Here is a 17111-nt window from a genome sequence, read left to right as displayed (position 1 = left end):
AAAAGTTCTGCTTACCTGCAAAAATTTTTCACTTAAAGGCAAACTTCAGTTTTATCCTAAGCCCGGCCAGATGATGACAATAAGTGTCCCCGCCAGCGTTAACAGAACGTTGGCTATCGCATAGGTTCCCGCATAGCCTAATGCCGGAATGTTGCTGCGCGCCGTGTCGCTGATGATCTCCATCGCCGGAGCACAGGTGCGCGCGCCCATCATGGCGCCGAAGAGCAGGGCGCGGTTCATACGTAATACATAAGCGCCGAACAGGAAGCAGATAATGACCGGCACCAGGCTCACCACAAGACCGGCAATCAACATTTGCCCGCCGACCGCGCCAAGCCCGTTCCCGATGCCGCTGCCCGCGCTCAGGCCGACGCCGGCCATAAAGACCATCAGACCAAACTCTTTCACCATGTTCAGCGCGCCCTGCGGGATGTACCCGAAGGTGGGGTGGTTAGCTCGCAGGAAACCGAGCATGATCCCGGCGAACAACAGCCCGGCGGCGTTGCCGATGCCGAAGCTGAAATTACTGAACTGGAAGGTGATCATCCCGATCATCAGGCCGATGATAAAGAAGGCGCAGAAGGCCAGCAGATCGGTTACCTGACTGTGAATCGAGATAAAGCCAATACGGTCCGCGACGGTTTTCACGCGACGCGCATCGCCGCTCACCTGCAAGACGTCGCCTTTATTCAGCACCACGTTGTCGTCGATCGGCATTTCAATCTGGCTGCGGATCACGCGGTTAAGGAAGCAGCCGTGGTCGGTCAGCTTCAACTGGGCGAGACGGCGGCCTACGGCATTGTGGTTTTTCACGACGATCTCTTCGGTTACGATGCGCATGTCGAGCAGGTCGCGGTCGAAGACTTCTTTGCCGTTACGGAAGCTGGGGTCCAGCCGGGCGTGTGCATCCGGGTAACCGACCAGGGCAATCTCATCACCCATCTGCAATACCGCGTCGCCATCCGGGTTAGCCAGAATACCGTTACGGCGGATGCGCTCAATGTAGCAACCGGTCTGACGGTAGATGCCCAGCTCGCGCAGATTTTTCCCGTCGGCCCAGGCCACCAGTTCCGGGCCGACGCGATAAGCACGGATGACCGGCAGATAGACCTTGCGGTTGGCGTCGGTATCCAGGCCGCGCTCGCGGGCAATCTGCTGGGCGCTGGTTTGCAGATCCTGATGTTGCAGTTTCGGCAGGTAACGTGCGCCGACAATCAGGCTGACCAGGCCGATGAGGTAGGTCAGCGCGTAGCCCAGGCTCAGGTTGTCCAGCGCGACAGAGAGCTGCGAACTCTCCATACCGGAATGGCGTAACGTGTCGCCTGCGCCGACCAGCACAGGGGTCGAGGTCATGGAGCCCGCCAGCATACCGGCGGTCAGGCCGATATCCCAGCCAAAGAGCTTACCCAGCCCTAATGCGATCAGCAGCGCGCTACCGACCATGACCAGAGCAAGCATCAGGTAATTTTTGCCGTCGCGAAAAAAAATAGAAAAAAAGTTGGGGCCAGCTTCGACGCCGACACAAAAAATAAACAGCATAAAGCCCAGATTTAGTGCATCGGTGTTAATACTAAAGTGCTGCTGCCCTAATAATAGGGAGACCACTAAAACGCCAATGGAATTACCGAGTTGGACTGAACCCAGGCGTAACTTACCCAGACATAGCCCGAGAGCCAGGACCACAAATAATAACAGGATGTAATTCCCATTTAACAAATCTGCGACGTTTATATTCACGGAGACTAACTTCTTGTTTACCAGTAAGCTGTTGAAAGAAATGACAATTTACGCTAATGTTTTTGCCAGAAATTATGAGGCGTCGGCATCGTATCGGCGCTCAAATAAAAGCAGCACAACAATTTAATTCGCTAGTTTAATCTCATTACGTATCAACGGCTATAAGAATCGTGTGGGTGTGTTTTTGGCATGGAATGCCGAACGACTTTATCTGACTGGACGCCTTCGGGCGAAAAAAGTGTTCGATAGAGATAGTGTCAGGAGGAACGATTGAAACATAAACAAGGTTGGGCGGGTGCAATCTGCTGCTTTGTACTCTTTATTGTGGTGTGCCTTTCATTAACGATGCATATGAAAGGGGCATTTCGGGTTGCCGGGCATCCTGAGATTGGGCTGTTGTTTTTTACGTTACCTGGCGCGGTGGCCAGTTTTTTTTCCCATCGCAGAGAAGTCATTAAACCTCTTATCGGCGCCATGCTGGCCGCACCATGTTGTCTGGTCCTGATGCGATTTGTTTTTATGCCTACGCGCTCCGTATGGCAAGAACTGGCGTGGTTGTTCAGTGCGGTGTTCTGGTGTGCGCTCGGCGCGCTTTGCTTTTTATTTATCAGCAGCCTGTTTAGTCAGCGGCGTAAAAAGAACCGATAACGCCCTCCGGGAGAGGGCGTAAAGCAGCGATCAGGCGAACAGGTTCAGATTCTCTTTTGCCCAAGCCTCAAAATCGGTGTAACCGCCGATGTGTTTCTGATCGACAAAAATCTGCGGTACGGTCTCTACCGGTTTACCCACGGTTTTTTCCAGATCCGCTTTGGTAATGCCTTCAGCATGAATATCAATATAGCGATAGTTAAAATCGTCGCGCTCAGTGCTCAGTTTTTCTGCTAACTCTTTCGCACGCACGCAATACGGGCACCCTGGGCGACCAAAAATAACGGTAAACATTGTTTTTTTCCTCGAACTCATAGCCTTGTGACGAATGGCGGCTATGATGCCGTTAAACGACGCATCTGAAAAGCAGGTTGCGCCTGTTGCTTTGATACCTATAGGCTATATCGTGTTAAACACGATAAACCTGAACGCGTTACACTGAGCATCCGTTATCCGGGAGGCCCTTATGCGCTCGATTAGCGCTTTACCCAAAAGCGTGTTGATTCTGGAAATTCTCGGTATGATTTTGCTGGCAGCGGCGTTGCTGTCGCTCAATCAGTACCTCACATTACCCGCGCCGATGAACAGCCCGCTGGCGGTAACGGTGATGATATTTCTCGGTATCCTGCTTATGCTTCCCGCTGCGGTGGCGCTGATGTGGCGGATCGCGCAGCTTATTGCGCCGCAACTGATGACGCGCTCACCCGATTCTTCTTCCCGTTCAGCAAGAGAAAAACCGCATGACTCCAACCATTGATTTAATCCGTGGTCACCGTTCTATTCGTCATTTCACCGATGAGCCAATTTCCGATGCGCAGCGTGAGTCGATTATTGCCGCCGCGCGGGGAACCTCAAGCTCCAGTTTTTTACAGTGCAGTTCCATTATCCGCATTACCGATAAAGCCATGCGCGAAGCGCTGGTGCCCCTGACGGGCGGGCAAAAGCACGTTGCGCAGGCCGCGGAATTCTGGGTTTTCTGCGCTGATTTTAATCGTCACTTACAGATTTGCCCGGACGCGCAGCTCGGGCTGGCGGAACAACTGCTGCTGGGCACGGTCGATACGGCGATGATGGGGCAAAATGCGCTGACCGCTGCCGAATCCCTGGGGCTGGGCGGCGTCTACATCGGCGGTATCCGCAATCATATTGAAGCGGTTACGGAACGGCTGAAATTACCGAAATATGTCCTGCCGCTGTTTGGGCTGTGCCTCGGCTGGCCTGCGGATAACCCTGGCGTTAAGCCGCGTTTGCCCGCAGAACTGGTGGTGCATGAAAATCACTATCAGCCTGTGGATGCCGCGCTGCTGGCGCAATATGATGAGCAGATCGCGGAGTACTACCTGACCCGCGACAGCAATACGCGCCGCGATACATGGAGCGACCATATCCGTCGTACCATCATCAAAGAGAATCGCCCGTTTATTCTGGACTATTTGCATAAACAGGGTTGGGCGACGCGCTAACACCCGGTGTATGATACGCAGGCTTTTACCAGGTCTTTTAGAGAGGTGCAGGGTGAAAATTGCCATATTGTCCCGGGACGGAACGCTCTATTCTTGTAAACGCCTGCGCGAAGCGGCGATGAAGCGCGGCCATCTGGTCGAAATACTCGATCCGCTTTCCTGCTATATGAACATCAGCCCGGCGGCCTCTTCTATTCACTATAAAGGCCGCCAGTTGCCGCATTTTGATGCCGTCATCCCCCGTATTGGCTCCGCCATCACGTTTTACGGTACAGCGGCGCTGCGTCAGTTCGAAATGCTGGGTAGCTATCCGCTGAACGAATCCGTGGCGATTACCCGCGCGCGCGATAAACTGCGTTCGCTACAGTTACTGGCCCGGCAGGGAATTGACTTGCCCGTTACCGGCATTGCGCATTCGCCGGATGACACCAGCGATCTGATCGACATGGTCGGCGGCGCGCCGCTGGTGGTAAAACTGGTGGAAGGTACGCAGGGCATTGGCGTGGTGCTGGCGGAAACCCGGCAAGCCGCAGAGAGCGTGATTGATGCGTTTCGCGGTCTCAACGCGCACATTCTGGTGCAGGAGTACATCAAAGAGGCCAGAGGGCGTGACATCCGTTGTCTGGTCGTGGGCGACGAAGTGGTGGCGGCCATTGAGCGGCGGGCAAAAGAGGGCGATTTTCGCTCCAACCTTCATCGCGGCGGTATGGCGAGTATCGCCAGTATCACGCCGCGTGAACGAGAGATCGCGATAAAAGCGGCGCAGACGATGGGGCTGGATGTCGCTGGCGTCGATATTCTGCGCGCGGAGCGTGGGCCGCTGGTCATGGAAGTGAACGCCTCTCCGGGTCTGGAAGGGGTAGAAAAAACGACGGGTGTGGATATCGCCGGGCGAATGATCCAGTGGATCGAGCGTCACGCCACTCCCGAATTTTGCCTTAAAACGGGCGGTTAATCGCAATATCGTTCCCGATCGTGGTATGACGCGGTCTTTTTGCGTAAGCTGTGCCGGTAATTTTTTTATCGTAAGAGGTAGCACATTATTATGACATCACTGGTCGTTCCTACTCTGGATACGTTGCGTCAATGGCTCGACGACCTGGGCATGAGTTTTTTTGAATGTGATACCTGTCAGGCGCTGCATTTGCCCCATATGCAAAATTTTGACGGCATTTACGATGCGAAAATCGACCTGGTGGATAACACGGTGCTGTTTTCCGCAATGGCGGAAGTGAGGCCCTCTGCGCTGCTGCCGCTGGCTGCCGATCTGTCGGCAATTAACGCCAGCTCGTTAACGGTGAAAGCGTTCCTGGATATGCAGGATGATAATCTGCCAAAACTGGTGGTTTGCCAGTCTTTATCCGTTATGCGGGGCGTGACGTATGAACAGTTCGAGTGGTTTGTTCGTCAGAGCGAAGAGCAGATTTCTATGGTGATTCTGGAAGCCGGAGCGCATCAGCTGCTGTTCAGCGCAGAAGAGGACGCGCAAAAAAGTCGCGCTGAAAATCATTTTCTTCACTGAAATCTGCGCACATACAACCTGAAGAATGACGCGTATAACGCAGTCGCTGCCAGAGCGGCTGCTGTTTGCATTTTTTTATTCTGCCTTTAACCTTTCTTTAAAGAATAATTCACCTCCTTTCCGCCTGTTTCGCTTTATCACATAGACAAAACCTGCATAAAAAATTGATAAAAGGCGTTTTTTAATCTGAGCTATAGCCTCGAACCCTGGCTAAAGTTATTCTTGCGAAGCTTTTACACGTCATCCTTCAGACAACCTCCTGAATGATTTTGTGTATTTATGGCGAGCAATGACGGCAGGGAGAGAGCCCTCTCTTCTGTAACTGTGTCGAGTGACAAAATATGCACGTTTCTTGCATATCTTAGAATGCAACTTTTTTGGTTCGTTTGTTAACGAACTTTCAGAAGGAAAGAGATTATGACCGCCTTAAATAAAAAATGGCTATCGGGTCTGGTTGCGGGTGCTCTGATGGCCGTCTCTGCCAGCACGCTCGCCGCTGAACAAAAAACACTGCATATCTATAACTGGTCTGATTATATCGCCCCGGATACGGTCGCGAACTTTGAAAAAGAGACCGGTATCAAAGTGGTCTATGACGTCTTCGACTCCAACGAGGTACTGGAAGGGAAACTCATGGCCGGGAGCACCGGTTTTGACCTGGTTGTCCCGTCGGCCAGTTTTCTGGAACGCCAGCTCACTGCGGGTGTATTCCAGCCGCTGGATAAAAGCAAATTACCAGGCTGGAAAAACCTCGATCCAGAGCTGTTGAAGCTGGTAGCGAAGCACGATCCCGACAACAAATACGCGATGCCGTATATGTGGGCGACCACCGGTATCGGTTATAACATCGATAAAGTCAAAGCGGTGCTGGGGGCTGACGCACCGGTCGATAGCTGGGATCTGGTGCTGAAACCTGAAAATCTGGAAAAACTTAAAAGCTGCGGCGTCTCCTTCCTTGATGCGCCTGAAGAGGTGTTCGCGACCGTGCTGAACTACCTGGGGAAAGATCCCAACAGTACCAAAGCGGATGACTACACGGGGCCTGCGACCGATCTGCTGCTGAAGCTGCGCCCGAACATTCGTTATTTCCACTCGTCTCAATACATAAACGATCTGGCGAACGGCGATACCTGCGTGGCGATTGGCTGGGCAGGGGACGTATGGCAGGCGGCTAACCGCGCGAAAGAAGCGAAAAACGGCGTGAATATCTCCTTCTCCATTCCGAAAGAGGGGGCGATGGCGTTCTTTGATGTGTTCGCGATGCCTGCTGATGCGAAAAACAAAGAAGAGGCTTATCAGTTCCTCAACTACCTGCTGCGCCCGGACGTGATCGCCCACATTTCCGACCATGTGTTCTACGCCAACGCCAACAAAGAAGCGACGGCGCTGGTCAGCGCTGAAGTGCGTGACAACCCGGGCATTTATCCGCCTGCGGATGTGCGAGCGAAAATGTTCACGCTGAAAGTGCAGGAACCGAAGATCGACCGTGTGCGTACGCGTGCCTGGACGAAGGTGAAAAGCGGTAAATAAGCCGCTGTATCAGAACGTTGCCCGGTGAGGTTTACCGGGCAATGCGCACTTTTATGGTGCGTTTGCACTGATTTTTGTTTATGCCGGAGAGCACCCCGTGAACGACGCGACCCCCCGCCCACAGGCGAAAACCCGTAAAGCGCTGACGCCGCTTCTTGAAATCCGCAACCTGACAAAATCATTTGATGGTCAACACGCCGTGGATGATGTCAGCCTCACCATCTATAAAGGCGAAATATTTGCGCTGCTTGGCGCATCGGGCTGCGGGAAATCCACGCTGCTGCGTATGCTGGCCGGATTTGAACAACCCTCCGCCGGGCAAATCATGCTCGATGGCGTCGATCTGGCGCATGTCCCGCCTTATCTGCGCCCTATCAATATGATGTTTCAGTCTTATGCGCTGTTCCCCCATATGACGGTGGAACAGAACATTGCGTTTGGGCTAAAGCAGGACAAGCTGTCGAAGGCGGAAATCACCGCGCGCGTGAACGAAATGCTGGGGCTGGTGCATATGCAGGAGTTCGCTAAACGTAAGCCTCATCAGCTTTCCGGCGGCCAGCGTCAGCGTGTGGCGCTGGCGCGTAGCCTGGCGAAACGCCCGAAGCTGTTGCTGCTCGACGAACCGATGGGCGCGCTGGATAAAAAGCTGCGCGACCGGATGCAGCTGGAAGTCGTCGATATTCTTGAGCGCGTTGGCGCGACCTGCGTGATGGTGACGCACGATCAGGAAGAGGCGATGACGATGGCCGGGCGAATTGCGATCATGAACCGTGGGAAATTCGTGCAGATTGGCGAACCGGAAGAGATTTATGAACATCCGACCACCCGCTACAGCGCGGAATTTATCGGTTCTGTGAATGTCTTTGAAGGCTTGCTGAAGGAACGTCAGGATGATGGGCTGGTTATTGATTCGCCGGGGCTGGTGCATCCTCTGAAGGTGGATGCGGATGCGTCCGTTGTCGATAACGTTCCGGTGTATGTCGCGCTGCGCCCGGAAAAAATCATGCTGTGCGACGCGCCGCCAGAAGACGGTTACAACTTTGCCGTGGGTGAAGTGGTGCATATCGCCTACCTCGGCGATTTGTCGATCTATCATGTGCGGTTGAAAAGCGGCCAGATGTTGAGCGCTCAGCTACAGAACGCGCATCGCTATCGCAAAGGGTTGCCGACCTGGGGCGATGAAGTGCGTTTATGTTGGGATGCGGACAGCTGCGTGGTGTTGACGGTTTAAGGAGCGAAAATGAGTACACTTGAACCTCCGGCTCGCGATAAAAAGCCCGGCGGCCTGACGCTGTGGCTGGCGCGGATGCAAATGAAGCATGGGCGTAAGCTGGTCATCGCGGTGCCGTACCTTTGGCTGATCCTGCTTTTCCTGCTGCCGTTTCTGATCGTGTTTAAAATCAGCCTGGCGGAGATGGCGCGGGCGATCCCGCCCTATACCGATCTGATGGCGTGGGCCGACGGGCAGCTATCCCTGACCCTCAACCTGGGAAACTTCCTGCAACTGACGGACGATCCGCTCTATTTTGACGCCTATTTGCAGTCTTTGCAGGTGGCGGGCGTTTCGACTCTCTGCTGTTTGCTGCTGGGGTATCCGCTGGCCTGGGCGGTGGCGCACAGCAGGCCGTCAACGCGTAATATTCTGCTGTTGCTGGTGATCCTGCCGTCCTGGACCTCGTTTTTGATCCGCGTTTACGCCTGGATGGGGATTCTGAAAAATAACGGCGTGCTGAACAACTTCCTGATGTGGCTGGGGGTTATCGATCATCCCCTGACGATTTTGCATACCAATCTGGCGGTGTATATCGGTATTGTCTACGCCTATCTGCCGTTTATGGTGCTGCCGATTTATATCGCGCTGACGCGCATTGACTATTCGCTGGTGGAGGCCTCGCTGGATCTGGGCGCGCGTCCGCTGAAAACCTTCTTTAGCGTCATTGTGCCGTTAACGAAAGGGGGAATAATTGCCGGATCGATGCTGGTGTTTATTCCGGCGGTGGGGGAATTTGTGATCCCGGAACTGCTCGGCGGGCCAGACAGCATTATGATCGGCCGCGTACTGTGGCAGGAGTTCTTCAACAACCGCGACTGGCCGGTGGCCTCTGCGGTGGCTATCATCATGTTATTACTACTGATTGTACCGATTATCTGGTTCCATAAGCATCAGCAAAAAAGCGAGGGGGAACTCGGATGAATACTTTACCGGTGGTTCGTTCGCCCTGGCGAATTGTTATTCTGGTGCTCGGGTTTACCTTCCTGTATGCGCCGATGCTGATGCTGGTCATCTATTCGTTTAACAGCTCGAAGCTGGTGACCGTCTGGGCGGGATGGTCTACGCGCTGGTATGGCGAGCTGTTCCGGGATAGCGCGATGATAAGCGCCGTCGGCCTGAGCCTCACGATTGCCGCTTGTGCCGCGACAATGGCGGCTATTCTGGGGACGATTGCCGCCGTGGTAATGGTGCGTTTTGGCCGTTTTCGTGGAGCGAATGGCTTTGCGTTTATGATCACCGCGCCGCTGGTTATGCCGGATGTGATTACCGGGCTGTCGCTGTTGCTGCTGTTTGTGGCCCTGGCCCATGCTATCGGCTGGCCCGCAGATCGCGGAATGCTGACAATCTGGCTGGCGCACGTTACCTTCTGTACGGCCTATGTGGCGGTGGTTATTTCATCGCGTCTGCGCGAACTGGATCGCTCGATTGAAGAGGCGGCGATGGATCTTGGCGCGACGCCGTTAAAAGTGTTCTTTGTGATTACGCTGCCGATGATCATGCCTGCGGTGATCTCTGGATGGCTGCTGGCTTTCACGCTGTCGCTGGACGATCTGGTGATCGCCAGTTTTGTCTCTGGCCCGGGGGCGACGACATTGCCGATGCTGGTCTTCTCCAGCGTGCGTATGGGGGTTAACCCGGAGATTAACGCGCTGGCGACCCTTATCCTCGGCGTGGTAGGCATTGTCGGTTTTATCGCCTGGTATCTGATGGCGCGCGCAGAAAAGCAGCGAATGCGTGATATCCAACGTGCAAGACGCGGCTGAAGAAACTAAAATCTGCCAACCTGGCAACACGTTACCGTGGGCAAACGCGGTAACGTTTTCATGGAAGACGATTCGTTGGGATTTTTTAAGAAATCATCCTCATCACATGCCCGTTTAAATGTACCCACGCTGGTGCAGGTGGCGGCGCTCGCGATTATTTTGATCCGCTGCCTCGATTTGCTGATGATTTTTAACACGCTCGGCATGCGGGGAATGGGGGAGTTTATTCATCGCAGCGTGCAAACCTGGAATCTGACGCTGGTGTTTTTAGGCAGCCTGGCGCTGGTCTTTACTGAAATATATTGCGCGTTTTCGCTGGTGAAAGGGCGCAACTGGGCGCGCTGGGTGTACCTGCTCACGCAGGTTATTGCCACAGGTTATCTGTGGGCGGCGTCGCTGGGCTATGGCTACCCGGAGCTGTTCAGTATTGCCGGGGAGTCGAAACGCGAAATTTTGCGCACACTGGTGATGCAGAAATTGCCGGACATGCTGGTTCTGATGCTGCTCTTTATCCCTGCGGGCAGCAGGCGGTTCTTCCGTTTGCAATAACGTGTATAATCCTCGCCCCTGGTAATATGAAGGTCTTTGTATGCAGTGCGCACTCTACGACGCCGGTCGCTGTCGATCCTGTCAGTGGATAGTCCAGCCGATCCGCGATCAACTCTCCGCCAAAACCGCCGATCTGAAGGGGCTGCTTGCCGATTTTTCGGTTGAACAGTGGTGCGCGCCGGTCAGCGGCCCGGAACAGGCCTTTCGTAATAAAGCCAAAATGGTGGTCAGCGGCAGCGTGGAAAAGCCGCTGTTAGGCATGTTGCATCGCGACGGCACCCCGGAGGATTTGAGCGACTGTCCGCTCTATCCCGACACGTTTGCTCCCGTTTTCGCCACGCTGAAGCCGTTCATCGCCCGTGCCGGGTTAACGCCTTACAACGTGGCGCGCAAACGCGGCGAGCTGAAATACATCCTGCTGACGGAAAGTCAGTTCGATGGCGGCATGATGCTGCGGTTCGTGCTGCGCTCAGAAACCAAACTGGCGCAGCTGCGCGCGGCGCTGCCGTGGCTACAGGCGCAGTTACCGCAGCTGAAGGTTATTACCGCGAATATTCAACCGGTACACATGGCGATTATGGAAGGGGAAACGGAGATCTTCCTGACGGAGCAGCAGGCGCTGGCAGAACGTTTTAACGATGTGCCGCTGTGGATCCGTCCGCAGAGCTTTTTCCAGACCAACCCGGTCGTTGCGAGCCATCTGTATGCGACAGCGCGTGACTGGGTGCGTCAGCTGCCTGTTCATCACATGTGGGATCTGTTTTGCGGCGTCGGGGGATTTGGTTTGCACTGCGCCACCCCGGAGATGACGTTGACGGGCATTGAGATCGCACCAGAGGCAATCGCCTGCGCGAAGCAATCCGCCGCAGAACTGGGGCTGACGAATCTTCATTTTCAGGCGCTGGATTCTACGCAATTCGCGACCGGGCAAGGAGAGGTGCCGGAACTGGTGCTGGTGAACCCGCCGCGTCGTGGCATTGGAAAAGCCCTGTGTGACTATCTTAGCCAGATGGCGCCGGAATACATCATCTACTCCAGCTGCAACGCGCAGACGATGGCAAAGGACATTGCCAACTTGCCGGGCTACCGTATTGAGCGTGTTCAGCTTTTCGATATGTTCCCGCATACCGCGCATTATGAAGTGTTAACGCTGTTGACCAAAACACGCTGACCGGTAGGCCAGGTAAAGCGAAGCCGCCGCCTGGCGCAACGTCCGCACAAAGTTCAACAAAATGTGAACTCTTCCCCCCTGTGAAATCGGGTAAGCTTAAGTCATTGGCATTGAGAGAATGAAGGCTTACCCATGAAGCAGATCCTGCTGGTGGAAGATGACCACGACATCGCGGCGCTCCTGCGCCTCAATTTAGAAGACGAAGGCTACGCCATTACTCACCAACCGGATGGGGGCAAGGCGTTACAGTGCCTTGAAACCCAACCCTGGGATGCCGTGATCCTCGACCTGATGCTCCCCAACGTTGACGGTCTGGAAATTTGTCGTCGCATCCGTCAGATGACCCGCTACCTGCCGGTGATTATCATCAGCGCCCGCAGCAGCGAAACGGACCGCATTACCGGGCTGGAAACCGGGGCAGATGATTACCTGGCAAAACCCTTCTCGGTGCAGGAGCTGATCGCGCGCATCAAAGCGCTGTTTCGCCGTCAGCAGGCTATGGGGCAGGCACAGACTGCCGGGCATATTCAGGCTCATGGCCTGACGCTTGATCCGCTGGCGCGTACGGTGCGCCTGCACGGTCAGGATGTGGACCTCACGCCGCGTGAATTTGAGCTACTGTACTTCTTTGCCCGTCATCCAGGCGAAGTCTTTTCGCGTCTGGCGCTGCTGGAACAGGTCTGGGGCTATCAGCACGAAGGGTATGAGCACACCGTCAACACCCACATTAATCGCCTGCGTATCAAGATTGAAAAAGATGCCGCTGAACCGGAGATTATTCGTACCGTCTGGGGCAAAGGTTACAAATTTGCGGAGCTGAACCATGATACGGCGCTTTAGCCTGAGTCAGCGGCTGACGCTGCTGTTCATTCTGCTGCTGATGCTCTGCGCCACCGTTGCCTGCGCGGTGCAACTCTACAGCAGCATGCAGTACGGCAACGCGATGGTGCAGCGGCTGGCCGGCGGGCTGGCGCAACAGATTGTGCAGCGTGAACCCATTCTGGATGCGCAGGGCAGGGTTGACCGCAGCGTGCTGAAGCCGCTGTTTGACCGCCTGATGACCTTTAACCCGAGCGTTGAGCTGTATGTCGTCTCTTCTGACGGCGAACTGCTGGCCGATGCCGCGCCGCCGGGCCATATCCAGCGGCAAAAGATCGATATTAGTCCATTGCAAACCTTTCTCAGCGGCGCAGCGATGCCCGTCTATGGCGACGATCCGCGTAGTCAGAGTCAGAAGGTTTTCAGCGTTACCCCTTTACGTCAGGATGGTGAGCTTAAAGGCTATTTGTACATCATCCTGCAAGGCGAAGAGTCAAATGCGCTGGCAGAAATGGCCTGGCATAAAGCACTCTGGAGTACGGTGTTGTGGTCCCTGCTATGGGTGGCGCTGTTCGGCCTGCTGGCGGGGTTACTGATCTGGTACTGGGTGACGCGCCCGGTAAAACGCCTGACGATGGACGTTGCCGGGCTGGAGCAGGACAGCATTACCGCCATCAAACAGCTGGCGGCACAGCAGCCGGAGACCACGGTGAGTGATGAAGTTGCGGTGCTGCGCAATACTTTTATCGAGCTGGCGCGCAAAATCGCCGGTCAGTGGGATCAACTGGCCGACAGCGACCGGCAGCGCCGGGAGTTTATCGCCAATATCTCGCATGACTTACGCACGCCGCTGACGTCATTGCTGGGCTACCTGGAAACGTTATCGCTTAAATCCGCTACGCTGACGCCGCAGGAAACGCAGCAATATCTCGCCACTGCGCTGCGTCAGGGGCACAAGGTGCGGCACCTGTCGCAGCAGCTTTTCGAGCTGGCGCGGCTTGAGCATGGCAGCATTAAACCGCAACTGGAGCGCTTTGCTATTGGTGAGCTGATTCAGGATGTGGCGCAAAAATTCGATCTGACAATAGAGACCCGGCAGTTGCATTTGCAGGTCGATATGCCGCATTCCCTGCCGCTTATCAATGCTGACGTCTCAATGATAGAGCGGGTAGTGACGAATCTGCTGGATAACGCCGTGCGCCATTCGCCGCAGGGGAGCACTATCCGGCTGAAGGTATGGCAGGAGGAGGCGCAGCTACAGGTAGAGGTCAGCGACAGCGGGCCAGGTATCGACGAAGCGTTGCGTGAACAACTGTTCCAGCGACCATCGGTGCTGGGGCATCAGGCGTCGCGGGAAGATCGCGGAGGGTTAGGGCTGCTGATTGTAAGACGGATGCTGGAACTGCACGGCGGTGGGATCAGGCTGATGGATTCGGTGAGTGGCGCGCGGTTTAGGTTCTTTGTGCCCTTATAGAATTGCCGGATGGCGCAGCGCCATCCGGCAAGGAAGATTACTGCGGGAACCACTGATCGCTGATTTTCTGATAAGTGCCATCAGCTTTGATTGCCGCCAGCGCGGTGTTCAGTTTTTCCAGCAGCGCTTTATTATCCGGGCGCACAGCGATGCCAAGGCCGGTGCCGAAGTATTGCGGATCGGTCACTTTTTCTGTTGCCGCGCCCAGTTGCGGATTGGTTTTCAGCCACTCATTCACCACGGCGGTATCGCCGAATACGCCATCAATGCGGCCATTTTTCAGGTCGATAATCGCATTCTGGTAGCTGTCATAAGCCACGGTTTTCACTTCAGGATGCTTATCTTGCAGGTATTTCTGGTGCGTGGTGCCGTTTTCCATGCCGATACGTTTTCCTTTCAGGTCGGCAAAGGTTTTATAGCTGTCTTTTTTCGCAATCACCAGCGCGGAGTTGGCATAGTAAGGGCTGGTGAACGTCACCTGTTTGCTACGCTCAGGGGTAATATCCATACCAGAGATAACCGCGTCATATTTTTTGAATTTCAGCGCCGGGATCAGGCTGTCAAACGCGTGGTTGGTAAAAGTACAGTCGGCCTGCATTTGTTTGCATAACGCAGTCGCCAGATCGATATCGAAACCGACGATTTTATTGCTCGCATCCAGTGATTCGAACGGCGGGTAAGTGGCGGAAACGCCGAAATTGATTTTATCGGCAGCTGAGGCGCCAGCGGCGAAAGTAGCGAGTAATGCGGCCAGAACTAACTTTTTCATGGTGGAACTCCCGTCTGTCAATCTTATGATTATTCACCGTGTCTGCGGCATGGGTTTACAATGCCATTTAATGAATTTATATGCAATAAAAATGATTAAGTATTTTTGTTGTTATAAAAAAAGACGGACAGCTTAGTGGCTTGTCCGTCTTTATGATTTCGTTTTATGCATTTATGTCGATGATTTTGTAGGCTGGATAAGGCGCTTGCGCCATTGCCTGATGGCGACGCTGACGCATCTTATCAGGCCTACATGGTGTTCTTAATTCCTGCGCTCAAACGCCAGCGCTTTACGCTCGATGAGGCGCATCAGCAAGGTTAGCAAACCGTTGACGATCAGATAAATCACGCCAGCCGCGCCAAATACCATCACATCGTAGGTACGACCGTACAGCAGCTGGCCGTGGCCCATCACTTCCATCAGCGTAATGGTGTACGCCAGAGACGTACTCTTGAAGACCAGCACCACCTCATTGGAGTAAGAGGAGAGGGCGCGTTTAAACGCGTACGGCAGCAGGATCGCCAGGGTATCTTTTTTGCTCATCCCCAGCGCGCCGCAGGACTGCCACTGGCCTTCCGGGATCGCACGGATCGCGCCATAGAACAGCTGCGTGGTATAGGCCGCGCTGTTGAGCGACAGGGCAAGTAAGGCGCATAGCCACGGCTCGGACAGCAGGTGCCAGAGTACCGGGTAATCCTGTAACGACGGGAATTGCCCTGGGCCGTAGTAGATCAGGAAGATTTGCACCAGCAGCGGCGTACCGGTAAACAGCGTAATGTAGCCGCGAACCAGCCATACCAGCACCGGCGTTTTCAGCGTCAGAATGATGGTGAAAATCAGCGCCAGGATCAGCGCGACGATGATAGACGCAACCGTCAGCGTCAGGCTGGTGTGCAGCCCTTTCATCAGTTCAGGTAAATACTCAAACATCAGCCTGGTCTCCGCTCAAAACGTGTCGCGCGCAGGTCAATGCGTTTGAGAATGTACTGACTCACCAGCGTAATCACCAGATAGATAGCCGCAGCCACAATGTACCAGGTGAACGGCTCCTGAGTGCGCGTGGCGATGCTTTTTGTTTGCAGCATCAGATCGTTCACGCTGATAAGGCTGACCAGCGCGGTATCTTTCAGCAATACCAGCCACTGGTTGCCCAGCCCTGGCAGCGCATGACGCCACATTTGCGGCATCACCAGGCGGAAAAAAATCGCGGTTTTTGATAAGCCCAACGCCTGACCGGATTCCCACTGTCCAGACGGAACCGCTTTCAGCGCGCCGCGCAGCGTTTGCGACGCGTATGCCGCATACAGCAACGACAGCGCGATGACGCCGCACAGGAACGGACTGACGTCGAAGTCTTCAATCTGCATCTGCAACGGGATTTGCACAAACCCCAGGTTGATGGTGAAGCCATCAGACAGCATCAGCAGAAGCTGAGAGGAACCGAAATAGATAAACAGCACCACCAGAATTTCCGGCAGGCCGCGCAGAATCGTGACCACTGCGGAACCTGTCCAGGCTATCGGGCGCCATTTTACGGACTCCCAGACGGCAAAAATCATAGCGAGGACGAGGCCGATGATCAGCGCACAAACGGCAAGGCCGACGGTCATCCCGGCGGCGCTTGCTAAAGGAAAAAATTCGTTCATCAAGTCTTACTTCTGGAACCATTTGTTGTAGATGGTTTCGTACGTGCCATCTTGCTTCACTTTTTCCAGCGCAGTGTTGAATTTCTGCTGTAGTTCCGTGTTGCCCTGGCGTACCGCGATGCCGAGGCCGGTGCCGAAGTAATCTTTGTCGGTCACTTTATCGCCAACCGGCGCCAGCTTCGGATTATCTTTCAGCCATTCAGTGACCACGGCGGTGTCGCCGAACACACCGTCAATACGACCATTTTGCAGATCCAGCTTCGCGTTCTGGTAGCTGTCATAAGGCACGGTGGTGATTTCCGGGTGCTTATCCATGATGAACTTCTGGTGGGTAGTGCCATTCTGTACGCCCACTTTTTTGCCTTTCAACTGGTCGATGCTGGTGTATTTACCCTGCTGACCGATGAACAGCGCGGAGTTGTCATAGTAAGGCGTGGTGAACAGAACCTGCTTTTCACGCTCAGGCGTGATGTCCATACCGGCCATCACCGCGTCGAAACGACGGAACTTCAGGCTTGGGATCAGGCTGTCAAACGCCTGGTTGGTAAAGGTGCAGGTCGCGTCAATCTCTTTACACAGCGCATTGGCCAGATCGACGTCAAAGCCAACGATTTTGTTACTGGCATCCATAGATTCGAACGGAGGGTAGGATGCTTCCGTGGCGAAACGGATGGTTTGAGCTGCTGTAGCGGAAAGGCTAAAGCCTGCAATTAGCGCGGCAATCAGAACTTTTTTCATTGTCATTGT

The 17111-nt window shown here is 54.5% G+C and carries 19 protein-coding genes; 13 read left to right on the top strand and 6 right to left on the bottom strand.

The window, feature by feature from the left end; all coding sequences use genetic code 11:
* Positions 1 to 51 precede the first annotated feature (51 nt).
* Positions 52 to 1737 carry an aspartate:alanine antiporter gene (locus tag CKO_RS09570; protein WP_012133110.1) on the bottom strand — a complete coding sequence of 562 codons (1686 nt, stop codon included), beginning with the start codon at positions 1735 to 1737 and terminating at the stop codon, positions 52 to 54.
* A gap of 270 nt (positions 1738 to 2007) precedes the next feature.
* Here CKO_RS09570 and CKO_RS09565 point away from each other — a divergent pair, with 270 nt between their 5' ends.
* Positions 2008 to 2385, top strand: a complete 378-nt coding sequence (locus tag CKO_RS09565; RefSeq protein WP_024130498.1) for an inner membrane protein YbjM — start codon at positions 2008 to 2010, stop codon at positions 2383 to 2385.
* 30 nt (positions 2386 to 2415) lie between these two features.
* Here CKO_RS09565 and CKO_RS09560 read toward each other — a convergent pair whose 3' ends face one another.
* The gene (locus tag CKO_RS09560; protein ID WP_024130497.1) at positions 2416 to 2679 is read right to left on the bottom strand and encodes a GrxA family glutaredoxin; all 264 of its coding nucleotides are present in this window, start codon (positions 2677 to 2679) and stop codon (positions 2416 to 2418) included.
* A 172-nt stretch (positions 2680 to 2851) separates the two neighbouring features.
* Here CKO_RS09560 and CKO_RS09555 point away from each other — a divergent pair, with 172 nt between their 5' ends.
* The 12 genes from CKO_RS09555 to CKO_RS09500 all read left to right on the top strand — a co-directional run bounded on the left by CKO_RS09555 (position 2852) and on the right by CKO_RS09500 (position 13949).
* Positions 2852 to 3142 (top strand): YbjC family protein, encoded by a 291-nt coding sequence (locus tag CKO_RS09555; protein ID WP_012133107.1) that lies wholly within the window; start codon positions 2852 to 2854, stop codon positions 3140 to 3142.
* Positions 3126 to 3848, top strand: coding sequence for a nitroreductase NfsA (gene nfsA, locus CKO_RS09550; protein ID WP_012133106.1), 723 nt, complete (start codon positions 3126 to 3128; stop codon positions 3846 to 3848). The genes CKO_RS09555 and nfsA overlap by 17 nt, the downstream gene beginning before the upstream one ends.
* 52 nt (positions 3849 to 3900) lie before the next feature.
* The gene (rimK, locus tag CKO_RS09545; protein ID WP_024130496.1) at positions 3901 to 4803 is read left to right on the top strand and encodes a 30S ribosomal protein S6--L-glutamate ligase; all 903 of its coding nucleotides are present in this window, start codon (positions 3901 to 3903) and stop codon (positions 4801 to 4803) included.
* 90 nt (positions 4804 to 4893) lie between these two features.
* Complete coding sequence (locus CKO_RS09540; RefSeq protein WP_012133104.1) at positions 4894 to 5370, top strand: YbjN domain-containing protein; 477 nt, start codon at positions 4894 to 4896, stop codon at positions 5368 to 5370.
* 417 nt (positions 5371 to 5787) lie between these two features.
* On the top strand, positions 5788 to 6900 hold the full coding sequence (potF, locus tag CKO_RS09535) for a spermidine/putrescine ABC transporter substrate-binding protein PotF (RefSeq protein WP_012133103.1): 1113 nt from the start codon (positions 5788 to 5790) through the stop codon (positions 6898 to 6900).
* Between the two features lie 97 nt (positions 6901 to 6997).
* The gene (gene potG, locus CKO_RS09530) at positions 6998 to 8131 is read left to right on the top strand and encodes a putrescine ABC transporter ATP-binding subunit PotG (protein WP_012133102.1); all 1134 of its coding nucleotides are present in this window, start codon (positions 6998 to 7000) and stop codon (positions 8129 to 8131) included.
* Positions 8132 to 8140: 9 nt separating this feature from the next.
* Positions 8141 to 9094, top strand: a complete 954-nt coding sequence (gene potH / locus CKO_RS09525) for a putrescine ABC transporter permease PotH (protein WP_012133101.1) — start codon at positions 8141 to 8143, stop codon at positions 9092 to 9094.
* Complete coding sequence (gene potI / locus CKO_RS09520; RefSeq protein WP_012133100.1) at positions 9091 to 9936, top strand: putrescine ABC transporter permease PotI; 846 nt, start codon at positions 9091 to 9093, stop codon at positions 9934 to 9936. Before potH ends, potI begins: the two co-directional genes overlap by 4 nt.
* Before the next feature lie 60 nt (positions 9937 to 9996).
* Complete coding sequence (locus CKO_RS09515; protein WP_012133098.1) at positions 9997 to 10485, top strand: YbjO family protein; 489 nt, start codon at positions 9997 to 9999, stop codon at positions 10483 to 10485.
* A gap of 40 nt (positions 10486 to 10525) precedes the next feature.
* Complete coding sequence (gene rlmC / locus CKO_RS09510; RefSeq protein WP_012133097.1) at positions 10526 to 11656, top strand: 23S rRNA (uracil(747)-C(5))-methyltransferase RlmC; 1131 nt, start codon at positions 10526 to 10528, stop codon at positions 11654 to 11656.
* Between the two features lie 132 nt (positions 11657 to 11788).
* Positions 11789 to 12496: a response regulator transcription factor gene (locus tag CKO_RS09505; protein WP_012133096.1), complete on the top strand. Its 708-nt coding sequence runs from the start codon at positions 11789 to 11791 to the stop codon at positions 12494 to 12496.
* The gene (locus CKO_RS09500; RefSeq protein ID WP_012133095.1) at positions 12480 to 13949 is read left to right on the top strand and encodes a sensor histidine kinase; all 1470 of its coding nucleotides are present in this window, start codon (positions 12480 to 12482) and stop codon (positions 13947 to 13949) included. Before CKO_RS09505 ends, CKO_RS09500 begins: the two co-directional genes overlap by 17 nt.
* A 37-nt stretch (positions 13950 to 13986) precedes the next feature.
* Here CKO_RS09500 and artJ read toward each other — a convergent pair whose 3' ends face one another.
* The 4 genes from artJ to artI form a co-directional block, all read right to left on the bottom strand.
* Complete coding sequence (gene artJ, locus CKO_RS09495) at positions 13987 to 14718, bottom strand: arginine ABC transporter substrate-binding protein ArtJ (protein WP_012133094.1); 732 nt, start codon at positions 14716 to 14718, stop codon at positions 13987 to 13989.
* Positions 14719 to 14979: 261 nt separating this feature from the next.
* Positions 14980 to 15648: an arginine ABC transporter permease ArtM gene (artM, locus tag CKO_RS09490; RefSeq protein WP_012133092.1), complete on the bottom strand. Its 669-nt coding sequence runs from the start codon at positions 15646 to 15648 to the stop codon at positions 14980 to 14982.
* Positions 15648 to 16364, bottom strand: a complete 717-nt coding sequence (artQ, locus tag CKO_RS09485; protein WP_012133091.1) for an arginine ABC transporter permease ArtQ — start codon at positions 16362 to 16364, stop codon at positions 15648 to 15650. Before artQ ends, artM begins: the two co-directional genes overlap by 1 nt.
* A 6-nt stretch (positions 16365 to 16370) precedes the next feature.
* Positions 16371 to 17102 carry an arginine ABC transporter substrate-binding protein ArtI gene (gene artI, locus CKO_RS09480; RefSeq protein WP_024130494.1) on the bottom strand — a complete coding sequence of 244 codons (732 nt, stop codon included), beginning with the start codon at positions 17100 to 17102 and terminating at the stop codon, positions 16371 to 16373.
* Between the last annotated feature and the right edge of the window lie 9 nt (positions 17103 to 17111).

It is taken from the genome of Citrobacter koseri ATCC BAA-895 (assembly GCF_000018045.1).
In the GTDB taxonomy this organism is placed as follows: Bacteria; Pseudomonadota; Gammaproteobacteria; order Enterobacterales; family Enterobacteriaceae; genus Citrobacter_B; species Citrobacter_B koseri.
This window is presented reverse-complemented; position numbering and strand designations above follow the sequence as displayed.

Coding starts and splice junctions, on each gene's coding strand:
- CKO_RS09515 (WP_012133098.1), top strand. CDS start 9,997: ATGGAAGACGATTCGTTGGGATTTTTTAAGAAATCATCCTCATCACAT.
- potH (WP_012133101.1), top strand. CDS start 8,141: ATGAGTACACTTGAACCTCCGGCTCGCGATAAAAAGCCCGGCGGCCTG.
- CKO_RS09540 (WP_012133104.1), top strand. CDS start 4,894: ATGACATCACTGGTCGTTCCTACTCTGGATACGTTGCGTCAATGGCTC.
- potF (WP_012133103.1), top strand. CDS start 5,788: ATGACCGCCTTAAATAAAAAATGGCTATCGGGTCTGGTTGCGGGTGCT.
- artQ (WP_012133091.1), bottom strand. CDS start 16,364: ATGAACGAATTTTTTCCTTTAGCAAGCGCCGCCGGGATGACCGTCGGC.
- nfsA (WP_012133106.1), top strand. CDS start 3,126: ATGACTCCAACCATTGATTTAATCCGTGGTCACCGTTCTATTCGTCAT.
- artM (WP_012133092.1), bottom strand. CDS start 15,648: ATGTTTGAGTATTTACCTGAACTGATGAAAGGGCTGCACACCAGCCTG.
- artI (WP_024130494.1), bottom strand. CDS start 17,102: ATGAAAAAAGTTCTGATTGCCGCGCTAATTGCAGGCTTTAGCCTTTCC.
- CKO_RS09560 (WP_024130497.1), bottom strand. CDS start 2,679: ATGTTTACCGTTATTTTTGGTCGCCCAGGGTGCCCGTATTGCGTGCGT.
- CKO_RS09505 (WP_012133096.1), top strand. CDS start 11,789: ATGAAGCAGATCCTGCTGGTGGAAGATGACCACGACATCGCGGCGCTC.
- artJ (WP_012133094.1), bottom strand. CDS start 14,718: ATGAAAAAGTTAGTTCTGGCCGCATTACTCGCTACTTTCGCCGCTGGC.
- rlmC (WP_012133097.1), top strand. CDS start 10,526: ATGCAGTGCGCACTCTACGACGCCGGTCGCTGTCGATCCTGTCAGTGG.
- CKO_RS09555 (WP_012133107.1), top strand. CDS start 2,852: ATGCGCTCGATTAGCGCTTTACCCAAAAGCGTGTTGATTCTGGAAATT.
- CKO_RS09500 (WP_012133095.1), top strand. CDS start 12,480: ATGATACGGCGCTTTAGCCTGAGTCAGCGGCTGACGCTGCTGTTCATT.
- potI (WP_012133100.1), top strand. CDS start 9,091: ATGAATACTTTACCGGTGGTTCGTTCGCCCTGGCGAATTGTTATTCTG.